Consider the following 23,809-nt stretch of genomic DNA (forward strand, 5'->3'; position numbering starts at 1 on the left):
GAGCGGTGACGGGCGGTTTGGCGTGGTGCTCATCGAGCGCGGATTCGAGGTCGGTGGGGGAGACGAGCGCTTTTCCATCGGCACCGTGGCGGTCGTCGAACGGGTGAGTCCAGCTGCCGATCGGATCCGACTCGTGGCGCGGGGTACTGGGCGCTTTGAGGTCGTGCGGTGGTTGGACGACGACCCGTACCCGCGAGCTGAGGTGCGCCCCCTGCCCGACCTGGTGTGGGAGGACGAGCAGGCCTCCCAGATGGTCGAGACGGAGCGCGTCGTCCGGAGGGCGCTGGCAGTCATGAGCGAGTACCGCACCCAGCTCTGGCCCGCTGACGTCGAGCTGTCCGAGGACCCGGTGACCAATGCGTGGCAGTTGGCCGGGATCGCGCCGCTGGAGACTCTCGACCAACTGGCGCTGTTGCGGTCGGCCTCCGTCGGTGCGTTGCTGGAGCGCACGGTGCAGTTGACCACCGAGGCAGTCGACCTGCTTCCTCTGCAGTTCCCGGACGACTCGCGGTGAAGGCTGCAGATCTTGGCGAGAAGTCCGTCTGTCCGAATTAGACGGGTCGTCGGATCGAGTTCCCTGTTCGACCGATCAACTGGGCGTCAGATCGGCGGCCCGACCAATGGGCGCGCAGGGCGCCGGAGGATGAAATCGGGAGCGTGAGGCTCACGGCTGATCGTCATCCACCTTGTGAAAGTGGTCCGTCCAAACGGAGCCGTCCCAATACTGAAGCCAGCCGGGGCTGCCATGGGCTGGTAGCCACCCTGCAGGTGCGGTGGGAGGCGTTAGCTCTCGCGCTGGTTCCTGGGCCATTGGGGGTGCTCCCGAAGCGGCCTGCCCTGAGACGTCTACAACGGCGTCTGACAGGCGCTTCGCGAGTTGCGTGAAGTCGATCGACTTGGCGCGGTCGTACGGGAGCGCGCGTTCTTTCCCGTCTCGTGTGACGATGGTGAGTTGTCCGCTCTTCACCAACGTGGGTGGCTTGTTGGAAACGCTCGCGATCTCATCGCGATGGATCGTCCAGCCACTGCTCCTGAGCATGGTCCTCAGGAGGCGGGGCGCATCGCTGGAGATCCTGCATAAGAGCCATTCGCCGTTCCAAGAGACCTCCACGTGGGAATCGACGATGGTCCAGCCCAATTGTTTCGACTTCTCGAGCGACACCATCTCTCTGAGCAGCTCGTTGCTCGTCCGGCTGTTCTGTGCAGTCTCATAAGCATTCAATGAGTCGGCCGCGTCAAGTGGATGGAACCAATTGCCCACGATCTACCTCCAGGTCCCAGTGACGTATCCAGCACGTATTAACAAGCACGTGGTCAGCACCTTACTGGGGCGGCACCTGGAGCAAGCCCGCTGGTCAGATGGCGCTTGGAAGAGCACCGTCGGTCGAACGAGCAGGCACAATGCGCTGGGTGGAGACTTTCAAGCGCGCCCCGCTCCAGCTGTTCAACATGCCGCAGCATTTCGTCATCCCGTTGTTCCAACGTCCTTATGTGTGGAAGCAAGACGAGCAGTGGGAGCCGCTTTGGCAGGACATCCGGCGGGTGGCGGAGCTCCGCATCACGCAGCCGCACGTGGCTGCTCAGCACTTCTTGGGCGCCGTCGTGCTCCAAGCTCATCCGGCTGGGATCAATCGGGTCACCACGTGGAACGTGATCGATGGGCAGCAGCGGCTGACGACGTTGCAGTTGCTCATGGACGCGACGCACGCGCTGCTGGCTGCGGCTGGGGCCACCCGTCTGGCGGACCAGCTCGAGATGCTCACTCACAACCCGACCGCATACGTCCCGGAGGGGGAGAGCATCCTCAAGCTGCGACACCTCAACAACGACAGGTCGGCTTTTGACGAGGTGATGACGGCGGAGGCGCCGATCGACCACGCCAGCCTTGAGCGCAGCGAGTCGCAGCTGGTGCAGGCGCATCACTACTTCACGACCGTGGTGTCGGAGTGGTTGGGTGAACCCGCTGGGCCAGGCTTCCCGGATCGTTCGGAGCAACTGACAGCCGTGCTGACCGGAGAGCTCACGATCGTGACGATTGAGCTCCTCGCGACAGAGAACTCACAAGAGATCTTCGAGACTCTGAACGCCCGCGGTACGCCGCTGACTGCCGCGGACCTGGTGCGCAACTTCGTGTTCCAGACGATTGAGGCCGAAGGGGGAGACACCCGCCGGGCCTACAAGGAGCTGTGGCCGTTCGAGACCAAGTTCTGGATGAAGGAAGTGAGCGTCGGACGAAACTTCGTGACGCGAAGCTCGCTCTTCCTCAACCAATGGTTGGCCGCCGAATTGGGTGAGGAGATCAGTCCCCAGTCGACCTTCGCCCGATTCAAGGCCTACGTCGACCACGACGTGCAGGAGGCCATGGTGGATCTCCTCCCGCGGATCAAGCAGCAAGCCGATCTCTATCACGCTTGGACGGAAGCGGCCACGCGCCCAAGCGGCGATCTGAGCACTGTTGAGATGGCGATGTATCGCATGCAGTCCAGCGGGATAGAACTGTTGAAGCCGCTGCTCATCTGGCTGCACAGTCCGGTCCGCGCTCTGCCGCAGAGCGTCATCGAGCGTGTGGTGTCCGCAGCCGAGAGTTGGGTGATCCGTCGACAACTCCTCCGCATGACGAATTCGGACCTTGGTCGGATCGTCGCTGAGATCATGGCGGCCAACCGTGACGTGCCCGCCGATGAACTGGCGGACCGAGTCGTGGGGCAGTTGGCGCGGCTGAACGTTGCCAGCACGTATTGGCCAGGCGATGACGAAGTACGCCAAGCCATGACGGTGGAATCGGCATACCGACGCTTCCCTCGGCCCAGATTGCGGGCCTACCTGGAGGCCATTGAAAACCTCTACCGCGCAGAGACCGGGCAGCCGCAGATCGAGCGTGTCGGTCACCCCATCGAGCACATCCTGCCGCAGAAGTGGCAGGACTCCTGGCCCGTGGCGACCCCTGAGGAAGAAGATGAGCGGCAGCAACGCGTGCATCGTTTGGGGAACCTGACGCTGTTGACGCAGTCGCTGAACTCCAGGGTGTCGAATGGTCCTTGGACCACGAAGCGAACGGCCCTGCTACAACACAACACCATCAAGCTCACGGGACGACTCATCGATTCGACCGAGGGTGATGAGTGGAGCGAGACTCGGATCGACGAGCGCACGACCCGAATGGTCGATGCGCTCCTCGAGGTCTGGCCGGTCCCCGAGGGGCACTTGGGGCGCGTCATCGACCCGCAAACGAAGGCGGGGGACTGGGTGGAGCTGAAACACCTCGTGGAAGGCGATGTGTTGAGGGTGGGTGATCGCCTGTTCGCTGCACATCGGGACTTCGCAGGGCGCGAGGCGACCATCGGCGCGGATATGCGTCTCCATCTCGACGGCAAGAAGTTCGACACCCCGTCTGGTGCTGCAAAGCACCTGCGCAAGAAGGCGACCAATGGGTGGTACTTCTGGACGGTGGCCGATGGTCGTCGACTGCGCGAGGTGCGGCAGCAGTTCTTGGGCGGCGCCGAGGCTCGGGATGCCAGTGCACGGGCAGCGCTATATCGCGAGTTCTGGGGACAGACATTTGAGCGCATGCGCGCCCAGCACCCCGAGTGGACACGTGCCACGACGTCGAGCGCCTCGTGGATCGATGTGTCCCTCGGGGTGCCTGGCGTAGTCGTCGCGACCGCTTGGTACCAGTCAGGTCTCGCCGTCCAGTTGTACTTCAACTCATCGGACCCGGAGATCAATGACCAGCGATACCAATGGCTGCACGCGCGGCGCGCACAGTTTGAGCAGGCAGTGGGAGAGGCGCTCGCATGGGACGCCATGGTGGGACGGAAGGCGACCAGGGTCTCCCTCGAGTCGCCCTTCCTGTACTTGGACCGGCGCGAGGAATGGGGACCTGCGATCGAGTGGTTGATAGCCGCTCAAAGACGTCTGCGGCTCGGTGTCGACACCCTCGGTGGAGTCGACGCCTTCCGTCTCTGACGTCATGGGTGGCCTCGCCGCGTACTGGGGCATGATCAGCAGCCGTTGGACGCCGGGGCCACGTGCTCCCAGGTGGCCCCAGCGTCCATGACTCAACTGCCGCTCGTCGCGTAGATCGCCGGGTCGTGGTCCCAAGACGGCGTGAACTCCATGACGAGGTCCGACGCGTCGGGCGTGGCAAAGGCGACCTTGTACGTCGTCTCCCGCCCGGGCAGGAGGGTGGTCTGCGGAGAATCGCCGTACCCGGCTTCGGAGTCGAAGATCTGCTCCGCCTCGGTGTTCGCCGACTGCAGGGTGATGTAGGCCAGCGTTGGGTCGAAGGGCGCCTCGGTGTCGTTGACGATGGTCACGGTGAAAGCCTGACCCTTCGCGTTGCTCGGGGCGGCCCATTCTCCAGAGGTCATCGGGGTCGGCTTGCTGACCGTGACCTGCAGTCCGTCCGTGTAGGTGAACGCCTTGCCGAACGCGAGCACCGAAGGAGTCTGGGCAGCAGCTTCGGCCTCAGTGTCGTCTGCGGACGCATCGGCAGCGGCGTCGCCGCCAGCTTCGGTCGCCTCCGCGGTCGTGGACGGTCGGTTGGTGCCGGACGACGGTGAGTCCTCGGTCGAGCCGCTCGTGGTGGCGCACGCGCTGAGCGACATCAAGGCGGACAGGGCCAGGGCGATCGTGGTCTTCTTCATGAGTCTCTCCTTGTTGTGGTTCTTCAGGTCGGGTCAGCGCTTCGTCCAGCCGTTGCACCGGCTGGTCTCGAAGAAGGCGTCGGAGGTGGAGATCGTCACGATGGACTGACCTCGCGAGATGTTGTTGTCGAGGATGTTGTCGGTCCCGGTGGGACTGCTCAGGCGAGCCCAGTAGCAGCTGCCACTCGATGGCGCGTCTGAGATGTACGTCCCTGGCTCGACATCCACCCCCACCTCGAAGGTCCCGTCACCAGGGATGTCGGTTGCGGGAGGCGGCGGCTTCGCCGTGACCGTGGCTGTGGTGGTCCGGGTGGTCGTCGTCGGGGGAGCGGTGGTCGTCGTGGTGGAACCCGCATCGGTCACCTTGGCGGTCGACGTCACCGTGCTGGTGCGGGTCGAGGTCACGGCGGTGGCGCTGGAAGCCCCGTCGCCGGCACCGAGGATCAGGATCATCACGGCACCGACGACGAAGGCAGTCACGGCGACGACGCTGTAGCAGATGAGGTGGACAGTGGTGTCCTTCATGGCGGTCTCCTGTCAGGTTTGTTTGCGCGGTGACCGAGGTGGGGTCGTGCTCGTCCCTCCCGTCGGGCACGACCCCGGCTCGGTCAGCTGCGGGGCGAGACAAAGCTTGGGCCGGAGAGTGCCCAAGGCGATACCGGAGAAGCTGATAAGTCGCCTTATCAGTGAGTCACCTATCTGTTGTCGGACCTGTTCACTACCTTGGTCGACACGTCGCCCGTCCCATGAGTGAGAGGAGGAGGGATGTCCCGTACCAGCACGATCGACAGCCCGGTCATGGTCTTGTCTGACATCGCGGCTTTGGCCCACGTCCAGCGGGCCGTCGTCAGTGCGTGGCGACAGCGTCCCGTGGTGCGTGGTCAGGTCGTGCCCTTCCCCGAGCCCGTGGATGTCCGTGGCGGCCAGGAGCGCTTCGCGATGACCGACGTCGTCGACTGGCTCGAGCGCACCGACCGCGGCAACAACCCTGACTACCGAGCCGATGCTTTGGCTCACGCCACACCGTCGGTGCCTCTCGAGGATGCGGTCCTCGACGCAGCCGTCGACGCGCTCCTCTGCCTCAAGTCGCGCACGGGGATCGACCTGTCGCAGAGCTCGCGCGAGGATGTCCTCGAGGAGGCCGACGCGATCGACCAGGACGACGACCACCTCGTCAGCGAGCTCACCGCTGCGGGTGAGGATCTGGTGTCGGTGGCCGCCTACGTCGAGAGCCTCGTCGACGCGGCGTGGGACGCGACGAGCGCACATGAGGTCGTGCTCGGTCGTCGACGTCGTGGCCGATCCACCGCGGCACTCGGACACCACGCGGTGGAGCTCGCCGGTCGGCTCGGCGCAGCGATGGCACTCGACCTTGAGGGCGAGGCCGTGATCACCGACCCGCTCGACGCGGACCCGATGCTCGTTGACGCGGTCCTGACCGCGCTTGGCGAGGGAGCGCTCGTACATGTCCTGGTTGATGGGTCGTCGCCCGTAGCCCGAGCGATGCGCCGCTTTCACTGGCTGCGCGGTCGTAGCGTCATCACAGTTCCTCCGCATGACGTCCTGCCGATCATCGTGACCCGGCTCCCGCTGGCCGGCGCGGGGAGCGACCCCGAGTCGATCCTCGCGACAGCCGATGGCGTGCAGCTGGACATGACGGAAAGCCAGCGTGCGCTGATCCTCGGACCCGCCACGGCGCTGTGCGACCGACTGAACGACAGCTCACGCGAGCAACACCGTGACCACGTCGTGCGCCTTGGGCGGCTGCGGTGCGCGGTCCGCCTGCCAGCGGGTCTTGTCACCGACGGTTCACGCCAAGTGGTCGGGATCTGGGTGCTGGCCGGTGCCCCGAGCTCACGCAAGCTGGACGAGCAGCGTCTGGCAGCTGCGGACCTCACGAACGAGACCCTGCGAGCGGATGTCGTCGACGACCTCGTCACCGATGTCATGGCCTCCCTGAGTGATCGGGCTCGAGCGACTCACAACTTCCGCTACGCGCGACTCACGGCGACGGCACCGCTGCTGGCCTCCTCAGGTCCGCTCGTGGCGCCCGGCTCTCGTCCAACGCGGGCTCGCACCGCTGCGGTGGCCGAGAGCGTCGTGCGCGTACGGGGGCTGATCAAGCAACTGCAAACGCAACCGCCCCCCAGCCTCCTCGAGGGCATGGCCGTTGCCGCCGGCGATGGTGAGGACTCGCGACAGCAGGTGACCATCGAGGCGGCCATCCGCGCCCGGGAGCTGCGAGTCCTCGCCGGCACCCGCATCGCCGAAGCCGTCCCGCAGACCGACGGTGGTGTGCGTGTCATCGACGCACACACCGTGCAGCACCCGTCGCCTCCGCGGAAGGGGCTCGATCCACTGGACCTCGAGCGCTCTTGGCCACGTGCCCGCCGCACCGAGCCCGGCGATGTCATCTTCTGCGTCTCACCGCACCCGGCCGCGATCATCGACTGGGATGGTTTGTCGGTGGTCGCATCACCTGCACGGATCTTGCGGTGTGCGCCGGGCAGCGGGCTCGTGCCCGAGGTCGTCGCGCGTGCCATCAACGCTCTGCCGGCGCGCTCGCCGCGGTGGCAGGCATGGAGTCTGCCTCGCATCCCCGCCGAGCAGACCGGGGAACTGGCGATCGCACTTCGCCGTATCGCCGATGAGGAGGACCAAGCCCGACAGCGCCTGGCCGACCTCTCCGCCTTGGCTCACGAACTTGCTCACGGCATCGCCCGTGGCGCCATGACCATTACTCCCACCGAGGAAGGACACTGACCATGCCACCGAGGACGAAGAAGGACCCCACGGCTCCGTCGACGATGAAGGAGCTCAAGGACACGCTGTGGAAGGCGGCCGACAAGCTGCGCGGGTCAATGGACGCGTCGCAGTACAAGGACGTCATCCTCGGCCTGATCTTCCTCAAGTACGTCTCCGACGCCTACGAGGAGCGCCGCGAGGCAATCCGCGTCGAGTTGACCGCGCAGGGGATGGACGACGAGCAGATCGACATGCTCATCGACGACCCCGAGGAGTACCAGGGGTACGGGGTCTTCGTCGTCCCGTCGGCGGCACGTTGGACGTATCTGGCGCAAAACGCGAAGGGTGTGCCTGCGGTCGGCGGTGAGCCGCCGAAGAACATCGGCCAGCTGGTCGACGAGGCGATGGGTCTGGTCATGGGGTCCAACCCCAGCCTCGAGGGCACGCTGCCGCGGATCTTCAACCGCGACAACGTCGACCAGCGACGGTTGGGCGAGCTGCTCGACCTCTTCAACAGCGCCCGGTTCTCCCGGCAAGGGGAAGGGAGGGCCCGCGACCTCCTCGGTGAGGTCTACGAGTACTTCCTCGAGAAGTTCGCCCGGGCCGAGGGCAAGCGGGGTGGTGAGTTCTACACGCCGGCGAGCGTGGTCAAGGTGCTCGTCGAGGTGCTCCAGCCGAGCAGCGGTCGCGTCTACGACCCGTGCTGCGGGTCCGGCGGCATGTTCGTCCAGACGGAGAAGTTCGTCTACGAGCACGACGGCGACCCCAAGGACGTCTCGATCTACGGTCAGGAGCTCAACGAGCGGACCTGGCGGATGGCGAAGATGAACCTCGCGATCCACGGCATCGGCAACAAGGGTCTGGCCAACCGGTGGGGTGACACCTTCGTGCGGGACTACCACGCGGAGCTGTCGATGGACTACGTCATGGCCAACCCGCCCTTCAACATCAAGGACTGGCACCGAGCCGAGGAGGACCCGCGCTGGGTCTACGGCGTGCCGCCGAAGAACAACGCCAACTACGCGTGGATCCAGCACATCCTGTCCAAGCTCGCGCCCGGTGGGCAGGCCGGCGTCGTCATGGCCAACGGGTCGATGTCGTCCAACAGCGGCGGCGAAGGGGAGATCCGCGCCCGCATCGTCGAGGCCGACATGGTCTCGTGCATGGTCGCGCTGCCGACCCAGCTCTTCCGCTCCACGGGGATCCCGGTGTGCCTGTGGTTCTTCGCCAAGGACAAGAGCGCCGGGGCGAAGGGGGCGACCGACCGGACCGGTGAGGTGCTCTTCATCGATGCGCGGGATCTCGGGTACATGGTCGACCGGGCCGAGCGCGCGCTCGCGCCCGAGGACATCGCCCGCATTGCGGAGACCTTCCACGCCTGGCGTGGGTCACGGTCCGCGGTCGATGAGGGGCGGGAGTACGAGGACGTGCCCGGCTTCTGCGCGACGAAGACCCTGGCGGAGATCAAGGCCTCGGACTACGCACTCACGCCCGGGCGGTATGTCGGGGCGCCCGAGACGGAGGACGATGGCGAGCCCATCGAGGAGAAGATCGAGCGCCTGACGAAGGAGCTGTTCGAGCAGTTCGACGAGAGCGCGCGGCTGGAGCAGGTTGTGCGTGAGCAGTTGGGGAGGGTTTCATGACTGACAGGGTTTCGCTCGGGACGTTGGTCTCGCGAGGCGTGCTGGAGATTGGAGACGGATACCGGACCAAGCGCTCCGAACACGGCACGCCGGGGTATCGCATCCTGCGCGTGGCGGATATCGGCGAGGGAGTCATCGGCGCGGATGGACCAGACTTCGTCTCAGCCGAGTACAAGGACAAGATCAACTCGAAGTTGTCCGAGCCTGGGGACGTCCTGCTGACGACCAAAGGCACGGTTGGACGTGTCGCGATCGTGCCCGAAGGTATCGAGCAGCTCGTCTACAGCCCCCAGCTGTGCTATTTCCGGGTGGTTGAACCCAACGAGCTGAATGCGAGATTCCTGAGTTACTGGTTCAGGTCGCGGGACTTCCTGCTCCAGGCGTCTCATCGCGCCAACAACACAGACATGGCGGCGTACATCAACCTTGCTGACATCCGCACCCTTGAACTGCGCGTGCCTCACATGGACGAGCAGCGGGCGATCGCGGAGGTGCTGGGGGCGCTCGACGACAAGATCGCCGCCAACGCCCGCCTCGTTGAGTCGCTTGATGAGCTTCGAAACGCACGGCTGCAACCCATGCTCGACGAGGCCGAACCGATGCCGCTGTCCAGTACGGCGCAGTACGTGAACGGAAAGGCGTTCACCAAGAATGCGACTGGTACGGGACGGGTCGTCGTTCGGATCGCGGAGCTCAACTCGGGCTTGGGGGGCTCGACGGTGTACAACGACATCGACGTGGATGACAAGCACGTCGCCCGACCGGGGGACTTGCTCTTTGCATGGTCGGGGTCGCTGACGCTGCACCGGTGGTATCGCCCCGAGGCGATCGTGAACCAGCACATCTTCAAGGTGATCCCGAATGACGGATTTCCCATGTGGCTCGTCAGCGGCGTCTTGCAGCGTAAGCTCGCCGAGTTTCGCGCCATCGCGGCCGACAAGGCGACGACGATGGGCCACATCCAACGACGCCACTTGGATGAGCCGGTCCTCGTGCCCCGCCGGGACATCATCGAACGTGAGGATGAGCTGATGACGGGACTGTGGCGACGCGCACTGGCCGCTGAGCTCGAGATCGAAAAGCTGGCGCAGACGCGCGACGCGTTGCTCCCCCTTCTCATGTCGGGCAAGGTCACCGTCAAGGACGCGGAGCAGGTCGTCGAGGAGGCGCTCTGATGGTCGATAAGTCCGGATTCACCGAAGACGCGTGGGAGCAGCTCGCGCTCGAGACGCTGTCCGAGCAGGAGTGGCAGCCGATGCATGGCACGGCAATTGCTCCCGGTTCGGGGGAGCGGACCTCCTGGGAGGACCCGGTCATCCCGATCCGGCTCATGGCCGCCCTCGTGCGTCTCAACCCGAGCGTGCCGACCGAGTACCTGCAGCAGGCGATGGCTGACATCCTCGCGCCGAAGTCCCAGGACGGGATCACCGAGAACCACCGGATCCACCGGTTCCTCGTCGACGGGTATCGCGGGGTCAGCTACCTCGACACCGACGGGCAGGAGCAGAACCCGACGATCCGGCTCATCGGCCCCAGGGTCGAGGACAACGAGTACCTCGCGGTCAACCAGGTCACGGTCCGTTCGGGTGAGGTGCAGCGGCGCTTCGACATCGTCCTCTACATCAACGGCCTACCGGTGAGCATCATCGAGCTCAAGCAGGCTGGCGCGGCTCATGCCGACGTCACGGCTGCCCACAATCAGCTGACGACCTATGTCCGGGAGCTTCCGATGGCCTTCCGCACGGTGGTCGTCACCGTCGCCAGCGACGGGCTCTTCGCGCAGTACGGCACCCCCTTCACCCCGCTCAACCACTACTCGCCGTGGAACGTCGATGACGACGGGGAGCCAGTGACCATCGGCGTGCAGCACGAGGACAGTCACCACGGCACGGGGCTGGAGTACCTGATCGAGGGTGTCTTCAACCCCGAGCGGTTCCTGCAGCTCATGCGTGACTTCACCGCCTTCGACAACGACAGCGCGACCGGTTTGCTCAAGCGCATCGCCAAGCCGCACCAGTACTTCGCGGTGAGCAAGGCCGTCGGCACGACCATCCAGGCCGTGCAGAGCAATGGCAAGGCTGGCGTCGTCTGGCACACCCAGGGGTCCGGCAAGTCGATGGAGATGGAGCTTTACGCCAACCGCGTCATGCGCCACCCCAAGCTGCTCAACCCGACCATCGTCGTCGTCACGGACCGGACCGAGCTGGACGGCCAGCTCTTCGAGGCCTTCCAGCGCAGTCAGCTGCTGCCGGAGAAGCCCGTGCAGGTCACCCGACGTGCGCAGCTGCGCGAGGAGCTGGCGTCGCGCGTGACCGGTGGCATCTACTTCACGACGTTGCAGAAGTTCGGGCTGAGCAAGACCGAGCGCGACGCGGGAGCCGACCACCCCACCCTGTCCGAGCGCTCCAACATCATTGTCATCGTCGACGAGGCGCACCGCAGCCACTACGACGACCTCGACGGGTACGCCCGTCATCTCAAGGACGCGCTGCCCAACGCGACCCTCATCGCCTTCACCGGGACTCCGATCTCCTTCACCGACCGCAACACCCGGGATGTCTTCGGCGACTACATCGACATCTACGACCTGTCCCGCGCGGTCGAGGACGGTGCCACCGTCCCCGTCTACTTCGAGCCACGCCTGATCAAGGTCGGACTGGCCGAGGGCGTCACCGAGGACGACGTCGACCGGGCCGCGGACGAAGCCGCCGTCGGTCTCGACCTGGCGGAGCGGGAGCGGATCGAGAAGTCCGTGGCCGTCATCAACGCCGTCTACGGCGCACCGGCACGCCTGGAGGCGCTGGCCGCTGACATCGTCGAGCACTGGGAAAACCGACGCACCCAGATGGCGAAGGTCATCGGTGCGCACGGCAAGGCCATGATCGTCGGCGGGACCCGGGAGATCTGCGCCAACCTCTACGCCGAGATCATCTCCCTTCGCCCCGACTGGCACTCCGACGAGCTGGACCGCGGGACGATCAAGGTCGTCTACTCGGGTAACGCGACGGACCAGCCGCCGGTGTCGGATCACGTGCGGCGCGACTCGGACAACAAGGTCATCAAGCAGCGTCTGCGCGACGTCGACGACGAGCTGGAGATCGTCATCGTCAAGGACATGATGCTCACCGGCTACGACTCGCCGCCGCTGCACACGCTCTACCTCGACCGCCCGCTCAAGGGTGCGCTCCTCATGCAGACCCTGGCGCGAGTCAACCGCACCTACCGCGGGAAGCAGGACGGTCTCCTCGTCGCGTACGCACCCTTGGCCGAGAACCTGAACAAGGCCCTGGCCGAGTACACCGCGAATGACCAGGCAGCCAAGCCCATGGGGCGCCATATTGACGAGGCGGTCGCGCTCACCGAGGACCTCGTCGCGCAGCTCGCGGACCTCTGCGCGGGCTACAACTGGAAGGCGAAACTCGATGGGGGACCTACGTCGTGGCTAGACGCCGCGCTCGGCATGACCCAGTACGTGCGCAGCCCCGCGACCTTGGGCAATCATGACGTGTCCGGGGGGGAGGAGAGCCTCACTGACCGCTTCCGGAAGCTGAGCGCGCAGCTGTCGAGGGCGTGGGCCATCGCCTCAGGGTCGCAGACACTCGACCACTTGCGAGCCGACGTGCGCTTCTACGAGGAAGTACGCGTCTACATGGGCAAGTTCGACGCGGCCGAACGACAGTCTCGGGGTGAGCCGGTACCCGAAAACATCCAGAGGCTGCTCAGTCGCCTGGTGGCCGACTCCACTCAGAGCGGCGAGATCGTCGACATCTACGAGGCCGCCGGGATCCCAAAACCGAGTCTCGCGGACCTCGGGCCGGACTTCGTCGAGCAGGCAACGTCGGCGACGAACCCGCACTTGGCGATCGAGGCGCTCCGGGCCACGTTGACCGAGGAGTCCGGGCGCGTGTCTCGGCACAACCTCGTGCGACAGCGTGCCTTTTCCCAGCGGCTCGCGGAACTGATGAACAAGTACACCAACCAGCAGCTGACGTCGGCCGAGGTGATCGCCGAGCTGATCGAGATGGCTCAGGACATTGCCCACGAGGCCAAGCGGGGGGAGCAGTTTGACCCGGCGCTCGATGAGGACGAACTGGCGTTCTTCGACGCGGTGGCCCAGAACGAATCTGCCGTTGAGCTCATGGGCGACGATGTCCTAGCGACGATCGCGCGAGAGTTGGTCGTCGTCATGCAGCGGGACATCAAGACCGACTGGACATCACGCGACGACGTGCGCGCGAAACTGCGGTCCTCGATCAAGCGATTGCTCGTCGTGCACAAGTACCCGCCGGACAAGCAGCCCGAGGCGATCAAGCTGGTGATCGAGCAGATGGAGGCGATGGCGCCGCGGTATGCGGCGTGAAGTTCCCAGATCGGGCCAAGCGCCATGCGTGGCATGGTCTCGTCTGAATCGCGGGACGCGGGATAGGCTGACGCCCAGCCGTGAGTGCATTGACTTCTTGGAGGCATTATGAACCCGCTAGTTCGGGGGCTCTTTGAGCGCTTTATCGAATCTGAAGAATTGCAGAGCGTCTCTGAGAGTGACGCTTTCGAGCTCTTTGCGGCAAGCCTCGGGCTGCCGGATGGACTTATCGCGCAGGCGCCATTGACGGACTTCTCCCTCGACCCAGGTGCGCCGGGGGTAGACGTCGCGGTGATGGAGGTTAATGGACAGTTGGTGCGGGACGAAGAGGACTTGGACGGCGTGGCGTCGGCATCAGGTCGTTTAGAGGTTGCCCTGCAGTTCATGCAGATCAAGCGCTCGCCGTCGATCGATTCGCCCCAGATCCTCAACAGCGGAGATATCGTAAAGAAGTTCCTTAACGGCGACCGCTTCCCCTCATACCCAAATCTTGACCAATTGTCGTCCACCCTTTCGCTGCTATATAGCAAGTACGCTTCAAAACTCTTTGGTTCGCCAACCGTTGAATTGCGCTTTATCAGTACCGCTCCTGCGAGCTCTGTGGCGGATCCTCAGGTCGAGGATCGTCGGCGAACGGTAGAGCGTGAGATTGCTCTCCTCGGTCATGTTGGGCAAACGGTTGTAGAGGTGTGGGGAAGTGATGACATTCACGGCGCGTGGCAACGGAAGCATAACGCGAACAGAGTGGACATTACGCTATCGAAGCAGTTGAACTTGCCAGAGATGCCTGGCGTTGATCAGGCCATCCTGGGGATTGCGTCGCTTTCCGAACTATTCAAGATGTTGGTGGATGCCGACGGGAACTTGGATGAACGGGTGTTCTACGACAATGTGCGAGGGTTTCAAGGGACCGGAAATCGCGTAAATGACCGCATCATGCAAACCGTTTCGGGTGAGCAGAGCGACCTCTTGCCAGTACTTAACAATGGCGTGACTGTCGTCGCGCAGAAGTATTCTCCACTCCCAGGAGATGCAATTTCGCTCACTGGGTATCAAATCGTCAATGGGTGCCAAACGAGTCACTGCCTATACTTGGCTAGCAAGTCTTTTGAGGATGATCGATCGTCAAGGACATTTGTCCCCCTCCGCGTTGTCGTGACTGAAGATGACGATGTTAAATCGCAGATAATCCTGGCCACGAACTCGCAGACCCAAGTTGATGAAAACCAACTGGTGGCCCTTACAAACTTTCAAAAGAAGTTGGAGAGCTACTATCAACTGGATCAGAATAACGTGGGACTCTACTACGAGCGTCGCCCCGGGCAATATCATGACCTCTCAATTCCAAAAACTCGAATCGTGACTATTCAGGATCAACTGAGGTGCCTAGCCGCCACGGTCCTGAAGACCCCCCACATCGCCGCCCGCTACCCAAATCGCCTATTTGAAGAGGTGAAAGGGGAGGCCTTCGTTGACGGTCATCAATTGAGTCCTTACGTCGCCAGTGCCCTTGCCGCTTATCGCTTGGAGAACGCCTTTCGTACTGGCCTCGAGCCGGCGTACAAAGCTGCCCGTTACCACGTGCTCATGGTTTACGCATTTCAGGCTCTGGGCAGGCCGTTCTCGGATCTGAACTCTAAAGCGGCAGAGAGCGATGCTAAGAAGTTGATTGCAAGGCTAAATCAAGCTGATCAGCCTTCGCTGTTTCGCCAAGCAGGAGAATTGATTGTACGGGCGGCAGGTGGCTCTGTGCCATCGAGGGACCGGTTGAAAGGACCGAGATTTACGGGTGAGATCATCGCGGAACTAACCAAGAATTGAGGTTGACGGCGGCCGCTTCACGGCGGCCTAATAAGATCGGGTTGCTTGGAGTCATGTTTGTCGGTGCTTGGTGTCCATGGTAGCTGCCTGACGGCGCACCGTAAGAAATTGCGTGAACGACAAAACGGATGGTGCGCGTGAGGGACGATCTTTCTCCTGCCCGTCAGAGTTGCCGCAGCTGCGGATCAAGCACGGGCGGGTCAACGAACGGTGGGGACATTTCATGCGTCGTTTGTGGGACAGTCGACTTGATGGAGACTGGGGGCTCGACGATCAGCGACGATGTGCCAACGTCCGACGGCTCCGTCGCGCTCGCGGTGACGCAGTATGCCGCCGCCTGTCGCGACGCGCTGGACCAGGCGGAGACCTCCGTCGTCTCCCACGCCGGCCTGTGGCTGCTCCTCGCGCACGCCGCCGAGCACGTCACGGGCCCAGAGCGAGCAGACCTCGAGAACCTGCTGGGCATGCCGAGCGAGCGGGCCAGCGAGGTCGCGCGCGAGTTCTTCGTCGAGCCGCACCCGACTCTTGCAGCCGCCGTCGGCGCATGGGCGGCACCCGACGCCCACACCCCGCTCGACGTGGACCGGCCCATCCCCGACCAATCCACCCTGGACGCTTGGGCATCGGAGCGCACCCGTGGTCTGATCGAAAGCTTCCCAGCGGACGTCGACCCGATGACCCGGATCCTGCTCGCCACCGCGCTCGTCCTCGAGCCGCGGTGGATCGAGCCGCTGCACGAGGAGGAGTCCGGCGATCTGGTGCTGGACGGCGGGCTGCAGGCGATCGTTCGCACGGAGGCTGCCGGCGATGTCGTCGTGGCCAAACCGCACACTGCCGACGGCGTCGACGTCCTGAGCGTGGCGGCCGCCCCGGAGGTACCCCCTTCGCGCGTCTGGCAGGCGGTCGACGAAGTCGTCGCCCTCCTCGACGACGGAGTCCTGCGCCACGCCTCCCGGCCCGACGCGTTGCCCGACACCGGCCACTCGTGGCGTTCGTGGACCGAGCAGACGGAGATGCTCGCGCACGAGGTCGCGGACCTGCCGGTCGGGCCCGACGGGCGCCGCAGCCAGTGGCGCAGCCGACTGCGCCCTTGGACCGCCAGTGCGACGCTGGACCTCACGACCGCACCCGGCGTCGCCGAGGTCGCCCACGCGATCCTGCCCGACGAGCCGGCCGCCGACACCGAGTGCGTGCAGGCCGTGCGCGCCGAGTACGACAAGGACGGATTCCGCGCGGCCGCCGTGACCGCCATGATGCGGGCCGGGTCGGCGCCGCTCTTCGAGACCGTCGAGGTCGAGCACGTCGAGCTCGACCTCACCGGAACGCATGCAGTCGTCGCCATCGCGCGCGGGGGAGCGTGGGAGGGAGTCCCGCTCGTCAGCGCGTGGGTCACGCCCGACCAGCCCCGACCTGAGCGCACTCGTGACGGCCTGGTGTGAGCGCTGACCTGATGAGCGCGATCCGACAGGGACGCGCCCGAGTCGGCCCGCGGACCCAGGCCCTCGCGCTGGTCCTCCACGGCGGGCGCGCCGTGAGCGCCCAGCCGCAACGGATGCGCGACGTCTCCTATCTGCGGATGCTGCCCTTCGCCCCCGCGATCCGGCGCGTCTCCGGGGGCCGGGTGGCGCCGGTGCTCGTCCACAACACCCACGGCGGGTGGATCGCCCCCTCCGGCAGCGGGCTCGCGCAGATCCGCGAGATCGTCCACGGCCTGACGCAGGAGCACGACCTCCCCGTCGTCCTGCTCGGACACTCCAGCGGCGGCTGGGCCGCCCTGCGCTGCGGAGGAGACGACGGCGTGCTGGGCAGCGTCGCGCTCGCGCCGTGGGTCGACGCCAGCGAACCCTACGAGCACCTGCGCGACGCGGTCGTGCGCGTCATCCACGGCGAAGCCGACCGGGTGTGCAGCCCGCAGCGCTCGCGCCAGCTCGTCGAGAGACTGCGGGCCGCTGGCGGCGACGCCACCTGGCAGGGCATGCCCGGAGGACATGCCCTACTCGAGCGGCCCGGGCGCTGGCACCGTCTCGCCGCAGAGGCCGTCGTCGACGTCGTGGAGCGCGGTGCGGTCGACGGCTGAGGGTGCGTCCCTCGAGACGGTCGCTGCGCGACCTCCGGGTCCTGAGGAGCTTGCGCAGCAAGCGTCTCGAAGGGCAGGGAACGTGGCGGATCCCGGACGTGACGAAGGGGGTGGGCCGGGCCCACCCCCTTCGTCAGGTCGTCGATCGGCACCTCAGCGATCCAGGTCGACGTCCTTGGTCTCCTTGGTGAGCACGCCCGTGACCAAGGTGATCGCCACGACCGCGATGAGGTACCAGAGGAAGAGGTCCCGCTGGCCACCACTGGAGAAGTAGGTGTTCAGGTACGGCGCCGTCCCACCGAAGATGGCCGTCGCGAAGGACAGAGGCGCAGCGACCCCGGCAGCCCGGACCGATGTCGGGAAGACCTCGGCCCAGACCGCTCCGTTGACAGCGAAGAGGCAGGCGATGAGCAACAACGCTCCGGTCATGCCGGCGAAGAGACCCGTGAAGCTGCCGTCGACGAGTCGGTCCAGAGGGAACATCAGGACGATGAAGCCGATGGAGAAGGCGAAGATCAGGGATCCTCATCCCGCCGATCATGGCCGAGGACGAGTTCGCCCTGCTCGAGGTGCGGCGGGCCCTGGAGGTGACCGCCGTGCGCCTCGCGTGCGCACGTCAGCTGCCCGACCACGCCCAGGGGCTGCGGGACCTGCGCGACCGCCTCGACGAGGAGGTCTCGACCCTGCGTGACTACGCGGTCCTCGTCGGCGAGATCCACCACCTCATCGCCGCGGCCGCCGACAACGCCTACCTCTCGGACGCCATCGCTCCGCTGCAGTCGCTCTCGCGGCGCTTCTGGCACCACCACGTCAGGGACGTCGCCGGCGAGATCGAGCGGGGCTCGCACCTGCTGCGCGGCATCCTCGACGGGGTCCTGTCCGACGACGCCGACCGAGCGACCGAGGCCTCCATCGCGCTCAACGACTACCTGGTGGAGTTCACCCGTTCGGTCGTCTCGCCGCCTGCGGTGTCCTCGAGCGCGACGTCATCGTCGAGCAGACGGTCAGCCGGCGGCGTCAGCTGAGCCTGCCGACGCTGACGTGACGAAGGGAGTAGCCGGCCCCCTTCGTCACGTGTGGGGCGCGGCTCCCACGGGCAGGCACCGAAGGCGGTCGAGGTCCAGGCTGACCGCCACCTTGCCGTCGTAGCCACGCTGGTCATCGCGCCACCACGTGCGGAGGCCCGCGAGTTCATGTCCCGGAGGAAGGCGTCCATGCTGCGGGCGTACGCAGTGTGCTGCCTGCACTTGAAGTCAGATTCATCTAGGGTGAATGCATGATGCTCAACGTCATCGCCACCATCAGCGTCAAGCCCGAGTGCACGACCGACTTCGAGGCGGCCGTCGCGACGGCTCGTGCGGCCTTCCTCGCCGACGAGGGCTGCCTGCGCTACGACCTGCAGCGAGTCGCGAAGAGCGAGGGGGACTACGTCTTCATCGAGGCCTATGACTCCAAGGATGCGCTGCGCCGACACGGCGCCATGGACGAGTTCGCAGCCATGGGCGAGGCCACCAAGGCCTTCGTGTTGAGCCCGCCGATCGTCACCGTGATGTCGCCCGTTGGCGACCAGGTGGGCCTTGCGCTGACCTAGGCGCGCAGGGTGGCGTCGATGGCCCCGATCACGGAGACGGGTGCCTCGAACATCGCGTAGTGACCAGCGTTGGGGATGACGGTCAGCTCGCAGCCGGGCAGCTGCTCCAGCCACGTGGCCCGCATCGTCCCCTCGCCGAGCGCCGGGTCGTGCTCGCCGACGATCGCGTGGACCGGCACGTGCACCCCGGGCAGGTCGGCGACGAAGTCGGCGCCCGACCAGGCGGTGAGGTAGCCGGCCACGGCCTCCGGGCGCGAGTGCTGCGCCGAGTAGGCGACCATCGCGTCGAGCCAGCTCGCGGGCTGCCGGTTGCCGGTGGTGAAGTCGATGATCGCCCGGCGGTTGCCGAGCTCCGCGGCAGCGCCACCGAAGAGGGCCTGACCGTCCTCGTCGAGCGGCACGCCGGACGCAGGCACCGGGCTGATCCCGACGATGCCCGTGATCCGCTCCGGGTCGTCGGCGAAGGTGCGCAGGACCATCGCGCCACCCATCGAGTGACCGACGAGGGCGAACTCGCGCCAGCCGAGCTCGTCGGCCAGGGCGAAGACGTCCTCGGCGACCTCCTCGAGGGTGTACTCGCCCTCGACGTCCATCCGACGGCCGTACCCGCGCAGGTCGAAGAAGGCGACGCTGTACGCCTCGGCGTCGAAGAGCTCGGGGAGCAGCCCCCAGCCGTCCTCGCCGCCGAACCAGCCGTGCACCGCGATCACCTTGGTCGCGCCCGTGCCCACCAGCGTGTGGTCGATCGTCATGGATCTCGCCCCTTCTCGCCCGTGCGGCGGGCCCGACGCGCCGCCGCATCCGTGACGCGAGTCTAGGAGTGAGCGGCCCGCTCGGGACAGGGCGAAGTCGATGGCACGACCGATCCAGTCGATCGTCCTGGCGCCCGTGGTGTAAGGGTGTAAATTGGATGGATACGAGGTGTATCACGTGGCTCTCAACATCAAGAACGAACGTGTCCACGAGTTGGCGCGTGAAGCTGCCCGGCGCACGCACACCACTCAGGTGAGTGCGCTCGAGGCGGCGCTCGAGTACTACCTGGCGGGGCTCAACGCCGGCGGGGTGGTCCCCGTGGTTGAACGTCGGCTCGCCCGGGCCGACGAGATCGCCACCCAGATGCGCGATTCCATGGCCGACGCCGACCGCGAGGCCATCCGGGCCGACCTCGACACGATGTACGACGAGCACGGCCTGCCCGCATGATCGTCGACACCTCGGCGATCATGGCCATCATTCTTGGTGAGCCCGAGGCCGGCCGGCTCCTCCGAGCGATCGCCGAAGCCAACTCCGTCTCCATGTCGGCTGCCACCTATGTCGAGTGCGGCATTGTCATCGACCGTCGGTCGCCACCTGCGACGCGCCGCCGGTTCGACCAACTCCTTGACAGCCTCGATGTGAAGGTCGTCGCGCTGACACCCGAGCAGGCGGTCCTGGCGCGGGAGGCGCACCGCGACTTCGGGCGTGGGAGCGGCAGCCCAGCTGCGCTGAACCTTGGAGATTGCTTCGCCTACGCGCTGGCAGCCGCTCTCGATGACGAACTGCTGTTCAAAGGTGAAGACTTCGCCGCGACCGATCTCGTGGCGGCTGAATACTGAATCGAGGCCGCAACGCCCCCTGGGCGGCGCGGTTGCAGCGAGGCTTGCTGGCGACTAGGTCCACGTAGGCCGCACGGCGGAGCACGCCGCCTGGATCGCCGCCACCTTGGCCGGCACGCGGTTGACGACGAAGAGCGCGTGCGTCCCGTCGACGAAGGTCACCTGCAGCCGTCGACGGGCCCCGCCGCCGAAGAGCTTGCCGAGGTCGATGGGCGCGGTCCCGACCTGGGTGACGGCCGCCAGCGGCGCCTGCCACGGTCGGCCGTCCATGCGCACTTCGATGGCGTGCGGCTCGAAGACCAGCCGCTGACTCGTGAGGAAGAGACGGCCCCCCACAGCCCGTTGGGGATCCTGCACGTGGTTGGCCCGCCACGAGTCGATGACCTGCTCACCGGGCAGGAGGGTGCGAGGTGCGGTCACGCCTTCGAGGCTACGTCCTACTGGATCGGCAAGCGGGTGGCGACCTCGTCGGAGGCGAGCAGCTCACCCATCGTCCGGTGCGGCTCGCGCTCGGCGATCTCGGTGAGCTTGGCGTGGTCGACGAGGTGCGCGGACGCGAGCTGCCCGGCGACGAACTGCAGCATCGTGCCCTCGGGCAGGCAGTAGTACTTCGCGAAGCCCGGCGCCGCCGTCTGCAGCTCGCCGGCGTCGATGTTGCGGATCGAGATCTGCTCGTCGGTCAGGTCGGGCACCGGCTTGGTGATCCACCACCCCGAGCGGCGAGTGCCGTTGGCGAGGACATCGCGGCCGTCCTCGTGGCCCATGCGCTCCATGAGCAGCGCGACCGGCCGCTCGAGGACGATGTCCTCCAGGGCCGCGGCCTGGATGGCGATCGAGTGGCTGGCCCGGGTCTCCTGCCCACCGACGCCGGCCTCCTTGACGGTGAACGCCTGCACGACCTGTGTCGACAGCGGCACCGTCAGGTCGTCGCTCGCGCCGTCGACGTAGTCCTGCGGCGAGGTGAAGTCCGCGCTCATGACGCGCAGGGTGCCCCCTTCGCCCTCCTCCACGCAGAAGTCGGCGTAGCCGGACGACACCCGGGACCCGACCCCCACCTGTCCGGCCGTGGCGAACTCGTCGAGCACGCCCTGCAGGAGAGGGGTGAGGTGGGCCGCGCCCTTCGCCGTCAGGGTCTGCTCACCGATCGTCGCCGAGAGGGTCTCCATCGGCACGTCCGGCATGACGGCGGGCTGCGCGGCCTCCGGGACCGTCACGTCCAGGCACCGGCCGTCGGCGACCCGCAGGACCGTCCCGGTCGGCAGCGTCAGATGGGGGAGGAGGTACGGCGCGGTCCCGGCGAGAACACCCGCGATGACCTCGACCTGCTTGTTGCGCAGGTAGGACCGCTCCGCCGTGCGCACGAGCCAGCCCGAGTCCGTCTCGCTCGGCGTGCGTCGCTCGAGGACGAGCTCGTCCGGTCGGCCCTTGTCGAGGACCGTCAGCGCCGCCTTGGTGACCTGCAGCCCGTTCGCCAGGTCGATCTCCTCATCCGTGAGGCCCGCCTGCGCGACGGTCTCGGCCTGCGCGAGGTCGATCCACAGCGCGAAGGTCAGGTCGTCCGTCGTCGTCTCGACGAGGTCGTCGGCCGAGTAGTCGCACACCGTGATCCAGTACTCGCTCGGCCCCGACTGCCGCAGTCGGTAGATCGAGAAGCCCACCCGGGTCTGCAAACCGGCGAGTGCCTGGCCGCTCTCGTGGTACTGCCGGTAGCGCTCGATGACCGGCCGTGCACCCGCCACCACCTCATCGGCGCAGCGGTACCGCAGGGTCACACCGCCGATGTCGGCGGCCGGCTGCTCGCCGCGGATGGCGTCGGTGGCGGGCAGCGGCAAGGGGAGGGGCGTCATGGGGACATCCAAGCCGGGGCGAAGGGGGAGGGCCATGGGGAGCGCTACCCTCCGGCAAACGCCGGCTGAGGTGTGAGGCCGCCCGCGGCCGAGCCTCGAAGCCCGGCCGAGCCTCGAAGCCCGGCCGAGCCTCGAAGCCCGGCCGAGCCTCGAGGCCGCCTCAGCGGTAGCGCCAGACCCCGTCGACAGCGCTCTCCCGGACCCGCTCCTGCGCGGCCAGCAACTGCAGGTGGGCGAGGGTCTCGGTGGTGGCGAGCATCTGGTTCATCGGGTCGAGCTCGTCGAGGTGCCGCTCGTGGCGGGTCCAGCGCAGCGCGCGGGTCACCTCGAAGGCAGTCGAGGCACCGGCGCGCACGGCCGCCTCGGTCTGGGTCAGGCGGTGCTCGTGGTGGGCGAGCAGCTCCTCGACCCGGCGATGCAGGCTGCCGCCCGCGGGCCCGTGGGCGGGCAGCAGGACGCGGTCGCTCTCGGCGAGCATCGCGGCCAGCGAGTCGAGATAGTCGGCGAGTGGGGATTGCACGGGCTTGGCTTGGAAGCCGATCGACGGCGTGATGTGCGGCAGCACGTGGTCACCGGAGAAGACGAGGTCGGAGTTGTCGTCGAAGAACACGACGTGGCCGCTCGTGTGTCCCGGCGTCGCCTTGACCCGCAGCGAACGCCCCGCTGCTGCAACGGATTCGTCGTCGAAGAGCCAGCGGTCCGGGTCGCTCCACAGGGACCGGTCGGCCCTCTCCTCCGGGAACTTCGCCATCTCCTCGAGCACCGACGTCGCGCCCGCGGCGAGCAGGAGCGTGCGGGACCCGGCCAACCCGTTGTCCCGGCGGATCTCCTCGAGCTGCGGGGCCTCCCCTTCGCCCAGACCGACGATGAGACCGGCGCGCTGCCGCAGACCCATCGCCATCGTGAAGTGGCCGCGGTGGTGGTGCGTCACGAGGCACTGGTCGAAGTCCTGCGTCGCCAGCCCGAGCTCACCCAGCGCGTCGTCGAGCGCGCGCTGCGCCACCTCGACCTCCCACCCGCCGTCGATGAGCGTGTGCTGGTCCTCGCCGATGATTGCGGAGACGTTGACCGCCTTGAGCCCGTCCATCGGCAGGGGGAGCGGGATTCGGTGGACGCCCGGTGCGACCTCTTCGACGTCGGGCCTCGTCCAGTCCGCTCGGGTGCTCGCGCTCATGTGCCTGAGTCAAGCAGGTGTCGTGGTCCTTCGGGCGGCCCACTCTCGGGTGCCGAGACCTGCGGGGCCCGGTCCCGGACAGGGGAGCGAGCGAAGGGCGTGGGGCGGCGGAATGGTGAACGCTCATGCTCTACCCCGTGACGTGGGGTAGAGCACGAGCGTCGATAAGACGGTGTAGCTGGCGCGGCGCGCGGTCACGAGGCCGGACGACGGACCAGACGCCAGGACTGCGCATTTCCCGGGGAGATGCGCGGTCCTGGCGTCAACCGTCAACCGTCAAACGGCCAATCGGCAACCGGTCAGCTGGTTG

General features: G+C 66.3%; 21 protein-coding genes. 13 read left to right on the forward strand and 8 right to left on the reverse strand.

The window, feature by feature from the left end; genetic code table 11:
- Positions 1-514, forward strand: a 514-nt coding sequence (locus JAN01S_RS12715) for an LON peptidase substrate-binding domain-containing protein (RefSeq protein ID WP_068318867.1), incomplete at its 5' end; no start/stop codon positions are given.
- 150 nt (positions 515-664) lie between these two features.
- Here the strand turns inward: JAN01S_RS12715 and JAN01S_RS16940 are convergent.
- The gene (locus JAN01S_RS16940; RefSeq protein ID WP_157075736.1) at positions 665-1,261 is read right to left on the reverse strand and encodes a DUF2510 domain-containing protein; all 597 of its coding nucleotides are present in this window, start codon (positions 1,259-1,261) and stop codon (positions 665-667) included.
- A gap of 149 nt (positions 1,262-1,410) precedes the next feature.
- On the opposite strand from JAN01S_RS16940, the gene JAN01S_RS12725 reads away from it, so the two are divergent.
- The gene (locus JAN01S_RS12725) at positions 1,411-3,966 is read left to right on the forward strand and encodes a DUF4268 domain-containing protein (protein WP_068318903.1); all 2,556 of its coding nucleotides are present in this window, start codon (positions 1,411-1,413) and stop codon (positions 3,964-3,966) included.
- Positions 3,967-4,058: 92 nt separating this feature from the next.
- Here the strand turns inward: JAN01S_RS12725 and JAN01S_RS12730 are convergent, their stop codons facing one another.
- On the reverse strand, positions 4,059-4,646 hold the full coding sequence (locus JAN01S_RS12730) for a hypothetical protein (RefSeq protein WP_068318871.1): 588 nt from the start codon (positions 4,644-4,646) through the stop codon (positions 4,059-4,061).
- Positions 4,647-4,679: 33 nt separating this feature from the next.
- Complete coding sequence (locus tag JAN01S_RS12735) at positions 4,680-5,171, reverse strand: Rv1352/Rv1906c domain-containing protein (protein ID WP_068318873.1); 492 nt, start codon at positions 5,169-5,171, stop codon at positions 4,680-4,682.
- A gap of 687 nt (positions 5,172-5,858) precedes the next feature.
- Here JAN01S_RS12735 and JAN01S_RS12740 point away from each other — a divergent pair.
- From JAN01S_RS12740 to JAN01S_RS12765, 7 genes are all read left to right on the forward strand, one after another.
- Complete coding sequence (locus tag JAN01S_RS12740) at positions 5,859-7,409, forward strand: hypothetical protein (protein ID WP_157075737.1); 1,551 nt, start codon at positions 5,859-5,861, stop codon at positions 7,407-7,409.
- A gap of 2 nt (positions 7,410-7,411) precedes the next feature.
- Complete coding sequence (locus JAN01S_RS12745) at positions 7,412-9,034, forward strand: class I SAM-dependent DNA methyltransferase (protein WP_068318877.1); 1,623 nt, start codon at positions 7,412-7,414, stop codon at positions 9,032-9,034.
- Positions 9,031-10,209 carry a restriction endonuclease subunit S gene (locus JAN01S_RS12750; protein WP_068318879.1) on the forward strand — a complete coding sequence of 393 codons (1,179 nt, stop codon included), beginning with the start codon at positions 9,031-9,033 and terminating at the stop codon, positions 10,207-10,209. The genes JAN01S_RS12745 and JAN01S_RS12750 overlap by 4 nt, the downstream gene beginning before the upstream one ends.
- Positions 10,209-13,394: a type I restriction endonuclease subunit R gene (locus JAN01S_RS12755; RefSeq protein WP_068318880.1), complete on the forward strand. Its 3,186-nt coding sequence runs from the start codon at positions 10,209-10,211 to the stop codon at positions 13,392-13,394. The genes JAN01S_RS12750 and JAN01S_RS12755 overlap by 1 nt, the downstream gene beginning before the upstream one ends.
- Positions 13,395-13,502: 108 nt before the next feature.
- A complete protein-coding gene (locus JAN01S_RS16705; protein ID WP_084360232.1) occupies positions 13,503-15,215 on the forward strand; it encodes an AIPR family protein in 1,713 nt (570 codons plus the stop codon).
- 251 nt (positions 15,216-15,466) lie between these two features.
- On the forward strand, positions 15,467-16,654 hold the full coding sequence (locus JAN01S_RS12760; protein WP_068318882.1) for a hypothetical protein: 1,188 nt from the start codon (positions 15,467-15,469) through the stop codon (positions 16,652-16,654).
- Between the two features lie 11 nt (positions 16,655-16,665).
- Entirely contained in the window at positions 16,666-17,292 is a 627-nt protein-coding gene (locus tag JAN01S_RS12765) for an alpha/beta hydrolase (RefSeq protein WP_157075738.1), read from the forward strand.
- A gap of 153 nt (positions 17,293-17,445) precedes the next feature.
- On the opposite strand, the gene JAN01S_RS12770 is transcribed toward JAN01S_RS12765, so the two are convergent.
- Entirely contained in the window at positions 17,446-17,775 is a 330-nt protein-coding gene (locus JAN01S_RS12770; protein ID WP_068318885.1) for an MFS transporter, read from the reverse strand.
- A gap of 56 nt (positions 17,776-17,831) precedes the next feature.
- On the opposite strand from JAN01S_RS12770, the gene JAN01S_RS12775 reads away from it, so the two are divergent.
- Both JAN01S_RS12775 and JAN01S_RS12780 read left to right on the forward strand, forming a co-directional pair.
- Complete coding sequence (locus JAN01S_RS12775; RefSeq protein WP_068318888.1) at positions 17,832-18,317, forward strand: FCD domain-containing protein; 486 nt, start codon at positions 17,832-17,834, stop codon at positions 18,315-18,317.
- A gap of 251 nt (positions 18,318-18,568) precedes the next feature.
- A complete protein-coding gene (locus tag JAN01S_RS12780) occupies positions 18,569-18,883 on the forward strand; it encodes a putative quinol monooxygenase (RefSeq protein ID WP_068318891.1) in 315 nt (104 codons plus the stop codon).
- Here JAN01S_RS12780 and JAN01S_RS12785 read toward each other — a convergent pair.
- The gene (locus JAN01S_RS12785) at positions 18,880-19,635 is read right to left on the reverse strand and encodes an alpha/beta fold hydrolase (protein WP_068318893.1); all 756 of its coding nucleotides are present in this window, start codon (positions 19,633-19,635) and stop codon (positions 18,880-18,882) included. The genes JAN01S_RS12780 and JAN01S_RS12785 overlap by 4 nt on opposite strands.
- Before the next feature lie 178 nt (positions 19,636-19,813).
- Between JAN01S_RS12785 and JAN01S_RS12790 the strand changes: the two genes are divergently transcribed.
- Both JAN01S_RS12790 and JAN01S_RS12795 read left to right on the forward strand, forming a co-directional pair.
- Positions 19,814-20,086, forward strand: coding sequence for a type II toxin-antitoxin system VapB family antitoxin (locus JAN01S_RS12790; protein ID WP_169797230.1), 273 nt, complete (start codon positions 19,814-19,816; stop codon positions 20,084-20,086).
- On the forward strand, positions 20,083-20,478 hold the full coding sequence (locus tag JAN01S_RS12795; protein WP_068318896.1) for a type II toxin-antitoxin system VapC family toxin: 396 nt from the start codon (positions 20,083-20,085) through the stop codon (positions 20,476-20,478). The genes JAN01S_RS12790 and JAN01S_RS12795 overlap by 4 nt, the downstream gene beginning before the upstream one ends.
- 54 nt (positions 20,479-20,532) lie before the next feature.
- Here the strand turns inward: JAN01S_RS12795 and JAN01S_RS12800 are convergent, their stop codons facing one another.
- The 3 genes from JAN01S_RS12800 to JAN01S_RS12810 all read right to left on the reverse strand — a co-directional run bounded on the left by JAN01S_RS12800 (position 20,533) and on the right by JAN01S_RS12810 (position 23,499).
- A complete protein-coding gene (locus tag JAN01S_RS12800; RefSeq protein ID WP_068318898.1) occupies positions 20,533-20,898 on the reverse strand; it encodes a hypothetical protein in 366 nt (121 codons plus the stop codon).
- Positions 20,899-20,915: 17 nt separating this feature from the next.
- A complete protein-coding gene (locus JAN01S_RS12805; protein WP_068318899.1) occupies positions 20,916-22,325 on the reverse strand; it encodes a hypothetical protein in 1,410 nt (469 codons plus the stop codon).
- Between the two features lie 160 nt (positions 22,326-22,485).
- Positions 22,486-23,499, reverse strand: a complete 1,014-nt coding sequence (locus JAN01S_RS12810) for an MBL fold metallo-hydrolase (protein WP_068318901.1) — start codon at positions 23,497-23,499, stop codon at positions 22,486-22,488.
- Positions 23,500-23,809: the final 310 nt, after the last annotated feature.

Source organism: Janibacter anophelis NBRC 107843 (genome assembly GCF_001570945.1).
GTDB lineage: Bacteria > Actinomycetota > Actinomycetes > Actinomycetales > Dermatophilaceae > Janibacter > Janibacter anophelis.